Annotated in this window: 11 protein-coding genes; 7 read left to right on the top strand and 4 right to left on the bottom strand. The window is 73.1% G+C overall.

Translation table 11 applies throughout. The features are described 5' to 3' along the window. Positions 1-24: 24 nt before the first annotated feature. Positions 25-462 carry a DUF6643 family protein gene (locus AB5L52_RS38565; protein ID WP_351019322.1) on the bottom strand — a complete coding sequence of 146 codons (438 nt, stop codon included), beginning with the start codon at positions 460-462 and terminating at the stop codon, positions 25-27. 275 nt (positions 463-737) lie between these two features. Here AB5L52_RS38565 and AB5L52_RS38570 point away from each other — a divergent pair, with 275 nt between their 5' ends. Further along, positions 738-2,105, top strand: coding sequence for a TerD family protein (locus tag AB5L52_RS38570; protein ID WP_369367973.1), 1,368 nt, complete (start codon positions 738-740; stop codon positions 2,103-2,105). Between the two features lie 6 nt (positions 2,106-2,111). Here the strand turns inward: AB5L52_RS38570 and AB5L52_RS38575 are convergent, their stop codons facing one another. Then, positions 2,112-3,305 (bottom strand): glycosyltransferase, encoded by a 1,194-nt coding sequence (locus tag AB5L52_RS38575; protein ID WP_369369040.1) that lies wholly within the window; start codon positions 3,303-3,305, stop codon positions 2,112-2,114. A 39-nt stretch (positions 3,306-3,344) separates the two neighbouring features. Here AB5L52_RS38575 and AB5L52_RS38580 point away from each other — a divergent pair, with 39 nt between their 5' ends. Together AB5L52_RS38580 and AB5L52_RS38585 are read left to right on the top strand one after the other, a co-directional pair. After that, complete coding sequence (locus AB5L52_RS38580; RefSeq protein WP_351019313.1) at positions 3,345-4,130, top strand: aspartate/glutamate racemase family protein; 786 nt, start codon at positions 3,345-3,347, stop codon at positions 4,128-4,130. A 104-nt stretch (positions 4,131-4,234) separates the two neighbouring features. Next, complete coding sequence (locus tag AB5L52_RS38585; RefSeq protein ID WP_369367974.1) at positions 4,235-4,780, top strand: hypothetical protein; 546 nt, start codon at positions 4,235-4,237, stop codon at positions 4,778-4,780. A 91-nt stretch (positions 4,781-4,871) separates the two neighbouring features. On the opposite strand, the gene AB5L52_RS38590 is transcribed toward AB5L52_RS38585, so the two are convergent. Beyond that, on the bottom strand, positions 4,872-5,852 hold the full coding sequence (locus tag AB5L52_RS38590) for an O-antigen ligase family protein (RefSeq protein WP_369367975.1): 981 nt from the start codon (positions 5,850-5,852) through the stop codon (positions 4,872-4,874). A gap of 410 nt (positions 5,853-6,262) precedes the next feature. Between AB5L52_RS38590 and lnt the strand changes: the two genes are divergently transcribed. The 4 genes from lnt (at position 6,263) to AB5L52_RS38610 (ending at position 11,362) form a co-directional block, all read left to right on the top strand. Beyond that, positions 6,263-7,873 carry an apolipoprotein N-acyltransferase gene (gene lnt, locus AB5L52_RS38595; RefSeq protein WP_369367976.1) on the top strand — a complete coding sequence of 537 codons (1,611 nt, stop codon included), beginning with the start codon at positions 6,263-6,265 and terminating at the stop codon, positions 7,871-7,873. Between the two features lie 119 nt (positions 7,874-7,992). After that, a complete protein-coding gene (locus tag AB5L52_RS38600; RefSeq protein WP_351565132.1) occupies positions 7,993-8,472 on the top strand; it encodes an NUDIX domain-containing protein in 480 nt (159 codons plus the stop codon). A gap of 54 nt (positions 8,473-8,526) precedes the next feature. Beyond that, the gene (locus AB5L52_RS38605) at positions 8,527-9,342 is read left to right on the top strand and encodes a 3-hydroxybutyrate dehydrogenase (RefSeq protein WP_369367977.1); all 816 of its coding nucleotides are present in this window, start codon (positions 8,527-8,529) and stop codon (positions 9,340-9,342) included. A 100-nt stretch (positions 9,343-9,442) separates the two neighbouring features. Further along, on the top strand, positions 9,443-11,362 hold the full coding sequence (locus AB5L52_RS38610) for a helix-turn-helix domain-containing protein (protein ID WP_369367978.1): 1,920 nt from the start codon (positions 9,443-9,445) through the stop codon (positions 11,360-11,362). A gap of 128 nt (positions 11,363-11,490) precedes the next feature. Here the strand turns inward: AB5L52_RS38610 and AB5L52_RS38615 are convergent, their stop codons facing one another. Then, positions 11,491-12,876 carry an MFS transporter gene (locus AB5L52_RS38615; RefSeq protein WP_369367979.1) on the bottom strand — a complete coding sequence of 462 codons (1,386 nt, stop codon included), beginning with the start codon at positions 12,874-12,876 and terminating at the stop codon, positions 11,491-11,493. Positions 12,877-12,963: the final 87 nt, after the last annotated feature.

The raw sequence follows: 12,963 nt of genomic DNA on the forward strand, positions 1-12,963 counted from the left end.
GCACCGACAGCGGTGGGGTGCCGGTCAGTAGCCGCGGTACTGCTGGTTGTTGTACGGGTCCTGGTACGGAGCCGGCGTGGGCCGCGGCGCGGCCGGGCGCATGGCCTCGTACCCGGTGCCGATGCCCATCGGGCGCTGTTGCTGCGGCGCCTGCTGGCCGGGATAGCCGCGCGGGGCGCCCGCCTGCTGCGGGATGTACGCCGTGGGCGCCTGCTGCAGCGGTGCGGGCTGCGGCGTCTGGGGGTAGCCGTAGGCGGGGGCCTGCGGGGAGGGGGCCGCCGGGAGGGCGGGCAGTGCCGACGGCAGAGCGGGCAGGCTGCTGCCCGTGTCGTAGGCGGCGGGGACCCGGATCGGGGCGATCTGCGGGGTGCCACGCTCGGCGACGAGCGAGTCGTAGATCGGGGTGTCCGGGAAGGAGGCGGAGTAGTAGCCGCCACCATAAGTGGAGCGGGGGGAGGTCATGGGACATAAGTTAAGCCCACGATGTGCTCGTTGGGGAGACCGATAAGAGGGTTGTTTTCCGTGCCGGCAGTGACCGGGGATCCCCAATCCGAGCGAACTTGGCAAAATGGGACGTCTGCCGGCGTTTTAATCGTGTAAAGGGCGAGTTCCTGCGGGGTTACCGGCAGTTGGCCGGTGATCTTCCGGTGCCGGTCATGGGAGATCGCTGTGCCCGCGAATAGGTTGTGCGGGTAGGGGTGACCTCGACGGCCGAGGCCGCCCGGAAACCGACACGGATGGGGGCGGACATGTCAATGCAGAAAGGATCGAACACGCCGGTGCCGACCACGGCCCTGCGCGTCGAACTGGGCTGGCGATCAGGGCCCGGGGTGCCCGACGCGGACGCCTCCGCACTGCTGCTGGCCACCGGGAAGGTCCGCTCCGACGGCGACTTCGTCTTCTACAACCAGCCCGCCCATCCCTCCGGCGCGGTGCGTCACGAAGGCAAGAGGACGGCGGGCACGGGCGTGACCGACACGCTTTCCGTGGACCTCGCGCGCGTGGAGGGCGCGATCGAGCGGATCGTGCTCGCGGCCTCCGCCGACGGCGGGACCTTCGGGCAGGTTCCCGGCCTCTACGTCCAGGTGACCGACGCCGTGAGCGGCCAGGCGGTCGCCCGCTTCGACAGCCCCGGCGCGACCGTGGAGACGGCCTTCGTGCTCGGCGAGTTCTACCGCCGCCAGGGCGCGTGGAAGTTCCGCGCCGTCGGTCAGGGCTACAGCAGTGGACTCGAAGGTCTGGCAACGGACTTCGGCATCACCGTGGACGAGCCCCGGCGTCCGGCTCCGCCCGCCCCGGCCCCACACCCGGCACCGCCCATCGCGCCACACCCCGCGCCACCGACCGTGGCGGCCTCCGCGCCCTACCCGGCTCCGCCCGCCCCGCCCGCCCCGGCGCCGTACCCGGTGACCACGCCCCCGCCCCCGGCGGCCATGCCGTCCCCGCCCATGGCCCCGCCCCCGGCGCCGCAGCCGGTCCGGCTGTCCAAGGTCACCCTCACCAAGGCGGCGCCGTCCGTCTCGCTCGCCAAGCAGGGCGGCACCTCCGGAGCGATGCGGGTGAACCTCAACTGGCAGATGCGGAAACACCTTTCCGGCTGGGGCGGCCGCTGGGGAGGCGGGCAGGGAGACGTCGACCTCGACCTGTGCGCCCTGTACGAGCTCGCCGACGGCCGCAAAGGGGTCGTCCAGGCCCTCGGCAACGCCTTCGGGGCGCTGAACCGGCCGCCGTACATCCACCTTGACGGCGACGACCGCACCGGTGCGGTGGCGAGCGGCGAGAACCTGACGATCAACCTCGACCACAAGCAGGACTTCCGGCGCATCCTCGTCTTCGTCACCATCTACGAGGGCGCCAGCTCCTTCGCCGACCTGCACGCCACGGTCACCCTCCAGCCGCAGCACGGGGCGCCGATCGACTTCTCGCTCGACGAGTGCACCGTCCCCTCCACCGTGTGCGCGCTCGCCCTCATCACCAACACGGGCGGTGACCTCCTCGTGCAGCGCGAGGCGCGGTATCTGGTGCCGGAGCGCGGGGTGAGCCCGCAGCGGACCATAGACCGCGCCTACGGATGGGGCATGAACTGGACCCCCGGCCGCAAGTGACCCGGTTCAGCCCTCGTCGGGCACCGCGCCGGGACGCGTGTACGTGCGGCCCTTCCAGGCGGCCCCGCGCCCCCGGTAGTGCTGCACGGCCGAGTCGACCGTCATCAGCAGGTACAGCAGCGCGGTGAACGGCAGCAGCGGGGCGAGCCACAGCGGCTGGTCGTAGTAGCGCAGCATCGGCACGTACGTCCCCGCCATCACCGCCCACGCCACCGCGCCGGCGACCGCCGTCGCCGTACCGCCGCCCGCCGCTCCCACGGCCACCGCGGCGGGCGGCACCAGGTACACCAGCGCGAGCCCGGCGACCGTACCGAGGAGCAGCAGCGGGTTGTGCCGCAGCTGGGCGTAGGCGCTGCGCGAGACCATGCGCCACAGGTCGTGCAGCCGCGGATACGGCCGCACGCTGTCCACCCGGTCCGCCAGCCCCAGCCAGACGTGCCCCCCGGCGCCCTTCACCGCGCGGGCGAGCGCCACGTCGTCGATGACGGCGTGCCGGATGCCGTCCGGGATGCGCGCCTTCTCCGCCGCCCCCGTGCGCAGCAGGACACAGCCGCCCGCCGCCGCGGCCGTACGCGAGCCCTTCCGGCCGATCCACCGGAAGGGATACAGCTGCGCGAAGAAGTACACGAACGCCGGGACCACCAGCCGCTCCCACGCGCTCTCCACCCGCAGCCGCGCCATCTGCGACACGACGTCGTAGCCCCCGGCGTGGGCCGCGGCCACCAGCGTGCGCAGACTGTCCGGCGCGTGCGCGATGTCCGCGTCCGTCAGCAGCAGGTATGCGGGGTCACGCGCGCGTGCCAGGCCGATGCCGTGCCGCACCGCCCACAGCTTGCCCGTCCAGCCCGCCGGCGGGTCGCCCGGCGAGCCCACGGTCAGCGGCAGCCCGCCCTGCCGCCGGGACAGCTCGCGGGCCAGCTCCCCGGTGCCGTCGGTGCTCCCGTCGTCGACCAGGAAGACCTCGGCCCGCCCCGGATAGTCCTGCGCCAGCAGCGACGGCAGGCTCGCGGGCAGCACGGCGGCCTCGTCCCGGGCCGGTACGACCACACAGACCGGCGGCCAGGCCTCCGGCTCCCGGCGCGGTGGAAGCCGGACGTCCGTGCGCCAGAAGAAGCCCTGGCACAGCAGCAGCCAGCACCAGGCGGCCAGCGATACGACGGTGATCCACAGGGGGGCGCTCACGCCCGCAGTCTGCCCCAGCAGACCGGCCCGTACGGCCCGATCGTCTATCGTGGCCGGGTGAAGATCGCGCTCATGGACTCCGGAATCGGTCTGCTTCCCGCCGCCGCGGCGGTACGGCGGCTGCGGCCCGACGCGGATCTCGTGCTCTCCTGGGACCCGGACGGGATGCCCTGGGGACCGCGCACCCCGCAGGACATCACCCAGCGGGCCCTCGCCGTGGCCGAGGCCGCCGCAGCCCATGAGGCCGATGTCCTGATCGTCGCCTGCAACACCGCGTCCGTGCACTCCCTGCCGCAGCTGCGGGCCCGGTTCGAACCGGTTCTGCCGATCATCGGCACCGTCCCGGCGATCAAGCCGGCCGCGGCGGGCGGCGGCCACGTCGCGATCTGGGCGACCCCCGCCACCACCGGAAGCGCCTATCAGCGTGGTCTGATCGAGGAGTTCGCCGCCGGTGTCGCCGTCACCGAGGTGGCGTGCCCCGGCCTCGCGGACGCGGTGCACCACGCCGACGAGGCCGCGATCGAGGCCGCGATCGCCTCGGCCGCCGCCCGCACCCCCGAGGACGTGACCACCGTCGTCCTCGGCTGCACCAACTACGAGCTGGTCGGTGAGCGGATCCGGGCAGCCGTCGAGCGGCCCGGCCGTCCGCCGCTGATGCTGCACGGCTCCGCCGACGCGGTGGCCGCACAGGCCCTGCGCCGGATCGGCGCGCGGCCCGCCCCGGACGCCGTCGCCGACACCACGCTCACGGTGCTGCTCAGCGGTCGCGAGGCCACCCTCCCGGACACGGCGCTGTCCTACGGGGAAGGCCGTTTTCTGCAGGCGGTCAGCCCCGTCCGCTGACCGGACCGGCGCCGCCGGAGCGCACTCGGCACAGTGCGGGCTCCTAGGGCGTCACCCTCCGCTACGCCCTACCCGCGCAGCGAAACCTGAGTAACCTCATAAACATGAGGGACCAGTCCCACACCGACGACACCCCGCACCCCGAGGTCTGGACCGGACGCGCCACCAACCGGATCCAGTGGCTGCTGGCCCTGGTCGGCGCGGCCTGCATGGCGCTCGGTATCGAGCTGGCGGTGGACTCGGCATGGACCTCCGGTATCGCCCCGCTGGTGATGTCCGTCGTGGGCTGCATCGCCGCCGGTCTGCTGGTCCTCTTCGGGACACTCGCCTTCGTGCACGTCGACCTCAGGCTCGACAAGGAGTCCCTCGAGGTGCGCTGCGGCCACATGGGGGTGCCGCGCCGCCGTATCCCGCTCTCCCATGTGGCGGGCGCCGACTTCACCGCGCTGGTCACGCCGCGGCACTGGGGCGGCTGGGGCTACCGGTGGCGTCCCGAGAAGGGCACTGCCGTCGTCGTACGCCGTGGCGAGGGCATCGTGCTGCGTCTGTGGGACGGCCACACCTTCACGATCACCGTGGACAACGCGGAGTCGGCGGTCCGGGTCATCCGGGACCGGCTGCGCACGATCACCCCCGGTCCGGCCCGCTGAGGCCGCACCGTGCATTCGTGCGGGGCAGAGCACTGTTCGGAGGCATGACTCCACGCCGCCACGTCGGGGCCGTGGCTCCGTGCCCTCGCGTTCAGGTGCGTGCCTCCACGCAATCCCGCGCCCACGGTCGTGCCGTCGCCCATCCGGCCAGCAGCCCCGCGCCCACGGTCACCGTCGTGAAGCTGAGGGCGTTGCTCACCGTGGCGAGCGCGGCCAGGGCCGTCAGGGCGGCGCCGGCGGTCAGCGCGACCGGGGTGGAGCGGGGGCTGCGCCACAGCGCGTACAGCACCCAGCAGAACGCGGCGACGCACAGGGACACCCCGACCAGGCCCTGCTCCGCCGCCAGCTGGAGCACGGCCGAGTGCGGCTTGCCGTCGGCGGGCAGCGTCGACAGCGTCTGCGGCGCCGGGCCGCCCGGCTCGCCGAACCGTCCGGGACCGACCCCGAGCCCCGGATTCCGGCCCGCGAGGTGCAGGGCGTCCTGCCACAGGGCCACCCGGGGCGCGGTCAGCCGGCCTTCGAGCACCCGGGCGAGGCCGTCCGGCAGCACGTCCCCGGCGAGCGCCCAGGCCGTGCCCGCCACCAGAGCCGCTGCCCCGGCCAGACCCAGCAGACAGCCACCCCGGCGGGACACCCAGCCCATGGCCAGCGACCACAGCAGTACGGCCGCACTCGCCACGCAACCGGCCACCGACCCCAGCACGGCCCCGGTCAGCACGATGCCTGTGGCCAGCGCCCGCAGCGCCAGCCGCAGCTCCGGTACGGACGTCGCCCAGGCGGCACAGCACGCGGCTCCCGTGGCCAGCGTCAGCAGCGCGGCCGTGCCACCGGCGTGGCCCAGCGGGGCGACGTAGCGGGGACCGGCGGACAGCGCGGGCAGCGCCATGGCCAGCGCGAGTCCGGCCGCCGCCCCGGCACCCGGCGCGGCCACCGGCAGCAAGGCCCCGGAGACCCGGCCGGCGGCATGACCGGCGGTCACGGCGAGCACCGCGAGCAGCACGCCCTCGGGCCGTCCGTCGTGGACCGCGGCGGTGATCAGCGACCAGCCGGCGCAGGCACCCAGCAGGATCATGCCCGCCCCGTCAGAAACGCTTCGCCTGACGCCGGCCACGTCCCTGTCCACGCCGGCCACGGACCTCGTCCCCGTCGACCCCACCCGCCGCCCCTCGTCCCCGTCCCTGTCGCAGGCCACGGCCGGGTACGGCGGCGGATCCGGCCGCACTGCCGAGGCTGGGCTCACCGTAGCGGCTGATGACCGGTTTGGGTACGAGATGCGACGGAACGTCGCTGGGGGAATGGGCGGAACGCCGCTTGTATGCGGCTGGTGAGCGGGTGCGGACCGGCGCCGGCGGTGGGTGCCCTGCCACGAAAGACGCGGGTCCGGCAGGGCGGCGACCAGGGGTGATCGCGGTCGGCCGAGCCGGTGCCCGGCCCTCGTACCGCGCTGTCGAAGGCCCAGGAAGCCGCCGTACACTCACCCGGGTGACCGTCACCGCAACTTCCGTGGACCAGCCGGACCAGCTCCAGCCGACCTCCGCCTCCGGCGTGCGCGGCGGCCGGTTGCTGCGTCTGGTCCCGGCCGTCGCCTCCGCGCTCTGCGGAGTGCTGCTCTACGTCAGCTTTCCGCCGCGCACCCTGTGGTGGCTGGCGCTGCCCGCCTTCGCCGGTTTCGGCTGGGTGCTGCGCGGCCGGGGCTGGAAGGCGGCCCTCGGCCTCGGCTACCTTTTCGGGCTCGGCTTCCTGCTGCCGCTGCTGGTGTGGACCGGCGTGGAGGTCGGTCCCGGACCCTGGCTGGCCCTCGTCGCCATCGAGGCGGTCTTCATCGCCCTGGTCGGTGTCGGCGTCGCCGCTGTCTCCCGGCTGCCCGCCTCGCCGCTGTGGGCCGCCGCCGTCTGGATCGCGGGCGAGGCGGTACGCGCGCGTGTGCCCTTCCGCGGCTTCCCCTGGGGCAAGATCGCGTTCGGGCAGGCGGACGGCGTCTTCCTGCCGCTCGCCGCGGTGGGCGGCACGCCCGTGCTCGGGTTCGCGGTGGTGCTGTGCGGATTCGGCCTGTACGAGGCCGGCTGGCTGATCACCGAGCGGCGCAGGTCACGGACGGTGCGGCGCGGTGCGGCGGCCGCGGCGCTGCTGAGCGTGGCCGTTCCGGTGGCGGGCGCGGTCGCGGCCCGGCCGCTCGTGAGTGACAAGGCCGAGGACGGCACCCGGACCGTCGCGCTCATCCAGGGCAACGTGCCCCGTTCCGGGCTGGAGTTCAGCGCCCAGCGGCGGGCCGTCCTGGACTACCACGTGCGCGAGACGCTGAAGCTCGCCGCCGACGTCAAGGCCGGGAAGACCCCGAAGCCCGACTACGTGCTGTGGCCGGAGAACTCCTCCGACATCGACCCCTTCACCAACCCCGACGCGGCCGCCGTCATCGACGGCGCCGCCAAGGCGGTCGGCGTGCCCATCTCGGTCGGCGGTGTCGTCGAGAAGGACGGCAAGCTGCTCAACGAGCAGATCCTGTGGGACCCGGCCAAGGGGCCGACGCAGACCTACGACAAACGGCAGATCCAGCCGTTCGGCGAGTACCTTCCGCTGCGCGGGCTCGTCGGCGCGGTCAACAAGAACTGGACCGGCATGGTCCGGCAGGACTTCAGCCGGGGCAGCAAGCCGGGCGTGTTCGACATCGACGGCGCCAAGGTCGGCCTCGCCACCTGCTACGAGGCCGCCTTCGACTGGGCCGTGCGGGACAACGTCACCCACGGCGCGGAGATGATCTCCGTGCCCAGCAACAACGCGACCTTCGACCGCAGCGAGATGACCTACCAGCAGCTCGCCATGTCCCGGATCCGCGCCGTCGAGCACAGCCGCACCGTCACGGTGCCGGTGACCAGCGGCGTCAGCGCGGTCATCATGCCGGACGGGAAGATCACCCAGCGGACCGGCATGTTCGTGCCCGCCTACCTGGTCCAGAAGGTGCCGCTGCGCACGTCCAGGACCCCGGCGACCGAGCTGGGCATCCTCCCGGAGATCGCTCTGGTGCTGGTCGCCGCCGGCGGTCTCGGCTGGGCGATCGGCTCGGGGCTGCGTGCCCGGCGTGCCGCCGGCGCATAGCCGTATCCGTACGACCCCGGTGGCGCCGGGCGGTACGACCGGCATACGCCCTCTGAACTGGTGCGCACGACGTCCGAACCGCGAGGAAGGCGCGGGCCCGGCCGGTTAGGGTCGGGCGCATGGCTACTCCTGACTTCATCCGCACGCTCCGGGCCTCCGCCGGCCGTCAGCTGCTCTGGCTCCCAGGAGTCACCGCGATCGTCCTCGACGACGAGAGCAGAGTGCTCCTGGGCCGGCGGTCCGACACCCGCAGGTGGTCGGTGATCGGGGGCATCCCGGATCCCGGCGAGCAGCCCGCGGCCTGTGCCGTGCGGGAGGTCTTCGAGGAGACGGCGGTGCACTGCGTGGCCGAGCGGGTCGTGCTCGTCCAGGCGCTGGATCCGTTCACCTACCCCAACGGTGACTGCTGCCAGTTCATGGACATCACCATCCGTTGCCGGGCGGTGGGCGGCGAGGCCCGGGTCAACGACGACGAGTCCGTGGACGTGGGCTGGTTCGCGGTGGACGCGCTGCCCGATCTCGACGAGTTCAGCCGCTTCCGGATCAAGCAGGCCATATCTGACGCACCCACATGGTTTGACCCTACGACTCTCGGCTGAAGTATGGGTGCTCACCATATGTGGTGAGCTGTGGGGTCCGCTTAGGGTCGGCGCATGACCACGTCCAGCCCCGCACCCGGCCTGCGCCTACAGCCCCTCGCCCTCGACCTCGGCGGCCGCACCGCCCTCGTCACCGGTGCCGCCGGCGGCATCGGCCGCGCCTGCGCGCTGCGCCTCGCGGCCGCCGGGGCGCGGGTGCGGGCCGTCGACCGGGACGCGGCGGGCCTTGCCGAGCTGGCCCAGCGGGCGGAACGGGCCGGCGACCTCCCGGGAACCGTCGAACCGCAGGTCGTGGACCTCACCGACCTCGACGCCACCGAACGCGCCGCCGCCGGTACCGATGTGCTGGTCAACAATGCGGGCCTGCAACTGGTGCGCCCCATCGAGGAGTTCCCGCCCGAGGTCTTCCACACCGTGCTGACCGTGATGCTGGAGGCGCCGTTCCGCCTCATGCGTGGCGCCCTGCCGCACATGTACGCGCAGGGCTGGGGCCGGATCGTCAATGTGTCCTCCGTCCATGGTCTGCGTGCCTCCGCGTTCAAGTCCGCGTATGTGGCCGCCAAACACGGCCTCGAAGGCCTGTCGAAGACGGCCGCACTGGAAGGCGCCGCCCATGGGGTGACCTCGAACTGTGTGAACCCCGCCTATGTGCGCACCCCCCTGGTCGAGAAGCAGATCGCCGACCAGGCGCAGGCGCACGGCATCCCCGAGGAGCGTGTGCTGTCCGAGGTCCTGCTCAGGGACAGCGCGGTCCAGCGGCTCATCGAACCCGAGGAGGTCGCCGAGGCCGTGGCCTATCTGTGCAGCCCGCAGGCCTCCTTCGTCACGGGTACCTCGCTGGCGCTCGACGGCGGTTGGACGGCGCACTGAAACGGCGCGCGTACGGCCCACCGAAGTGCCCGGCGGCGCGCGGACCGGGAGTTGTCCACAGACCCGCCGGGCCCGGCGGCCGATGCGGAATCCTGTGACCATGTCTCGCGATCACGTTCAGCCGGCACCCAGCGCCGGCACCGAGGCCCCGTACCTCGAACTGCTGGCCCGTGACGCCTCCGCGGAGGCGTACGAGCAGCCGGTGCTGCTTGCCCGCGCAGAGGGCAGACCGGCCGACCGGATCGCCGCGCTGGAAGAGGCCAAGCTGCTCGCCCTGCGGGTCCGGGCCGAGCTGGAGGGGCGCCGGCGCCGCGAGGCGGAGCTGTCCGCGCTCTTCGAGACCGCTCACGACCTCGCGGGCCTGCGTGATCTGGACGCCGTCCTGCAGGCCATCGTGCAGCGCGCCCGCTCCCTGCTCGGCACGGACGTCGCCTACCTCACCCTGAACGACCCGGGTCGCGGCGACACCTACATGCGGGTCACCGAGGGCTCCGTCTCCGCCCGTTTCCAGCAACTGCGCCTCGGCATGGGCGAGGGACTCGGCGGACTGGTCGCCCAGACGACCCGGCCGTACGTCACGGACGACTACTTCAAGGACGCCCGCTTCCAGCACACCCTCACCATCGACGCCGGCGTCCGGGACGAGGGCCTTGTCGCCATCCTCGGCGTCCCTCTCATGCTCGGTCCGCAGGTCATCGGTGTCCTCTTCGCCGCCGACCGGAGGGCACGCGTCTTCGAACGCGCGCAGATCGCCCTGCTCGGCTCCTTCGCCGCGCTCGCCGCGGCAGCCATCGACACCGCCAATCTGCTCACCGAGACCCGCGCGGCCCTGGCCAGCCTGGAGCGGGCCAACGAGATCATCCGGGATCGCAGCGCCGTCATCGAGCGCGCCTCCGACGTCCACGACCGTCTCGCCGAGCTCGTCCTGCGCGGCGGCGGGGTGCACGACGTGGCCGCCGCCGTCTCCGAAGTCCTCGGCGGTGCCGTCGAGTTCACGGAGGCCGACGCGGCACCGGCCGAGGCGCTGGAGGCGTCCCGCGCCGAGGGACACGCCGTACAGCACGGCAGTGCCTGGATCGCCGCGGTCGCCGCCGGCGGTGAACTCCTCGGCGCGCTGGTCCTGCGCGGGCACCCCGGCCTCGACCCCGTCGACGAGCGCACCCTGGAGCGCGCGGCGATGGTCACCTCGCTGCTCCTGCTCGCCCGCCGCTCGGCGGCCGAGGCCGAACAGCGGGTGCGGGGCGAGCTGTTGGACGACCTGTTGGACGCGCGCGACCGGGACCCGCGCCTGCTGCGCGAGCGCGCCGCCCGGTTGCGCGCCGACCTGGACGCCACCCATGTCGTCCTCGCCGCACGCCTGGACGGTCCGGCGGCCGACGCCGACGAGGAGGCCGCGGCCCGCCGTCGCCTGTGGTCCGCCGCCTCCCACCTCGCCGCGACCCGGCAGGGCCTGGCCGCCGCACGCGACGGCGGAACCGTCCTGCTGCTGCCGCTCGGCGCCGACGACAGCGCCACGGACCTGGCCCGCCGCACCGCCCGCCAGCTGGGCACGGCCGTGCACCAACCCGTCACGGTCGGCGCCTCGGCCCCGGTCACCGGCCTCACCACCCACCCCGAGACGGTCGCCGCCGCCTACGCCGAGGGCCGGCGCTGTCTGGACGCGCTGCACCTGCTGGGCCGCGCCGGGGACGGAGCGGCAGCCGAGGACTTCGGGTTCCTCGGTCTGCTCCTCGCCGGCGACCGGGACGTCGCCGGCTTCGTCGACCGCACCATCGGCCCGGTCGCGGCCTACGACGACCGACGCGGTACGGAACTGCTGCGCACCCTGGACGCCTACTTCGCCTGCGGGATGAGCCCGGCCCGCACCAAGGACGCGCTGCACGTCCATGTGAACACGGTCGCCCAGCGGCTGGAGAGGGTGGGACGGCTGCTGGGCGAGGACTGGCAGACCCCGGCCCGCGCCCTGGAGATCCAACTGGCCCTGCGACTGCACCGGTTGGCGTCCCCGGACAGACGGTGACCCCGTACGGATGTGCCGTACGGGGGGTCGGGCAAAGAGTGCGTGTGGCGGGCCGGGGAGGGCCGGGCGGAGGGCGCGCACAGGATGGGCAGGCAAGGGGCGCGCGTGTGGTGAGCTGGGCGCGCCGGTCAGACCGTCCGCGCCTTCGTGGTCGGGCTCGAACCGGCGGCCCCGCCGCTCTCGCCGCCCTCCCCCTCGACGCGGGCGAGATCCCGGTGCCGTGTCTCCCGCGCCACGCCCACAGCGACCAGGGTCAGCACCGCGGCGGCGATCACGTAGAGGGCGATCGGGGTGGAGCTGCCGTAGCCGTCGAGCAGGGCGGTAGCGATGAGCGGGGCAGGCGCACCGGCCGCCACCGAGGCGAACTGGGCGCCGATGGACGCGCCCGAGTACCGCATCCGGGTGGCGAACATCTCGGCGAAGAAGGCCGCCTGGGGCGCGTACATGGCGCCGTGCAGCATGAGCCCGACGGTGACGGCCAGGACCAGATTTCCGAACGAACCTGTGTCCACGAGCGAGAAGAACGGGAACATCCACAGGCCGATACCGGCCGCACCGAACAGATACACCGGCCGCCTGCCGACGCGGTCGGACAGCGCGCCCCAGGCCGGGATGACGGCGAAGTGCACGGCGGAGCCGATGAGTACGGCGTTGAGCGCGGTCTGTTTGGAGACGCCGGCGGAGGTGGTTGCGTAGACGAGGATGAAGGCGGTGATGACGTAGTAGCCGATGTTCTCCGCCATGCGGGCGCCCATCGCCACCAGTACGTCCCGCCAGTGGTGCCGCAGCACGGAGACGATCGGCAGCTTCTCCGGCTCCGCCGTCCGCCGGGACTCGGCGCGCGCCAACGCCTCCTTGAAAACGGGCGACTCATCGACGGAGAGCCGGATCCACAGACCGATGAGCACGAGCACCCCGGAGAGCAGGAACGGGATCCGCCATCCCCAGGTTCCGAAGGCGTCGTCGGAGAGCACGGCGGTGAGCAGCGAGAGCACACCGGTCGCGAGCAACTGGCCCGCCGGCGCGCCGGTCTGCGGCCACGAGGCCCAGAAGCCGCGCCGCCGCGCGTCCCCGTGCTCCGACACCAGTAGGACGGCACCGCCCCACTCGCCGCCGAGCGCGAACCCCTGGACGAGCCGTAGAGCGGTGAGCAGTACGGGTGCGGCGGATCCGACCGCGGCGTGCGTGGGCAGCAGCCCGATGGCGAACGTCGCGCCGCCCATCATCACGAGGCTCAGCACCAGCAGCTTCTTCCGCCCCAGCCGGTCACCGTAGTGCCCGAACACGAGCGCCCCCAACGGGCGCGCCGCGAACCCGACGGCATACGTCAGGAACGACAGCAGCGTCCCGACGAGCGGATCGGAGCCCGGGAAGAACAGCTTGTTGAACACCAGCGCGGCGGCGGAACCGTAGAGGAAGAAGTCGTACCACTCGATGGTGGTGCCGATGAGGCTGGCGGCGACGATGCGGGCGAGACTGGTCGGGGCTGGTGGAGCGCTTGCGGGCGACGACATCGGCACCACTTCCTGGCGTTCGACGGGGACGTTTGCGTGTTGCCACACCGTAGGAACGTGCAGGTCAGGGGCGTATGTGGTGGGACA

The organism is Streptomyces sp. CG4 (assembly GCF_041080655.1).
Lineage (GTDB): Bacteria > Actinomycetota > Actinomycetes > Streptomycetales > Streptomycetaceae > Streptomyces.

Excerpts from the sequence above, each read along its gene's own strand:
- AB5L52_RS38565 (WP_351019322.1), bottom strand. The coding sequence starts at position 462 with ATGACCTCCCCCCGCTCCACTTATGGTGGCGGCTACTACTCCGCCTCC.
- AB5L52_RS38570 (WP_369367973.1), top strand. The coding sequence starts at position 738 with ATGGGGGCGGACATGTCAATGCAGAAAGGATCGAACACGCCGGTGCCG.
- AB5L52_RS38585 (WP_369367974.1), top strand. The coding sequence starts at position 4,235 with ATGAGGGACCAGTCCCACACCGACGACACCCCGCACCCCGAGGTCTGG.
- AB5L52_RS38590 (WP_369367975.1), bottom strand. The coding sequence starts at position 5,852 with ATGATCCTGCTGGGTGCCTGCGCCGGCTGGTCGCTGATCACCGCCGCG.
- AB5L52_RS38600 (WP_351565132.1), top strand. The coding sequence starts at position 7,993 with ATGGCTACTCCTGACTTCATCCGCACGCTCCGGGCCTCCGCCGGCCGT.
- AB5L52_RS38605 (WP_369367977.1), top strand. The coding sequence starts at position 8,527 with ATGACCACGTCCAGCCCCGCACCCGGCCTGCGCCTACAGCCCCTCGCC.
- AB5L52_RS38610 (WP_369367978.1), top strand. The coding sequence starts at position 9,443 with ATGTCTCGCGATCACGTTCAGCCGGCACCCAGCGCCGGCACCGAGGCC.
- AB5L52_RS38615 (WP_369367979.1), bottom strand. The coding sequence starts at position 12,876 with ATGTCGTCGCCCGCAAGCGCTCCACCAGCCCCGACCAGTCTCGCCCGC.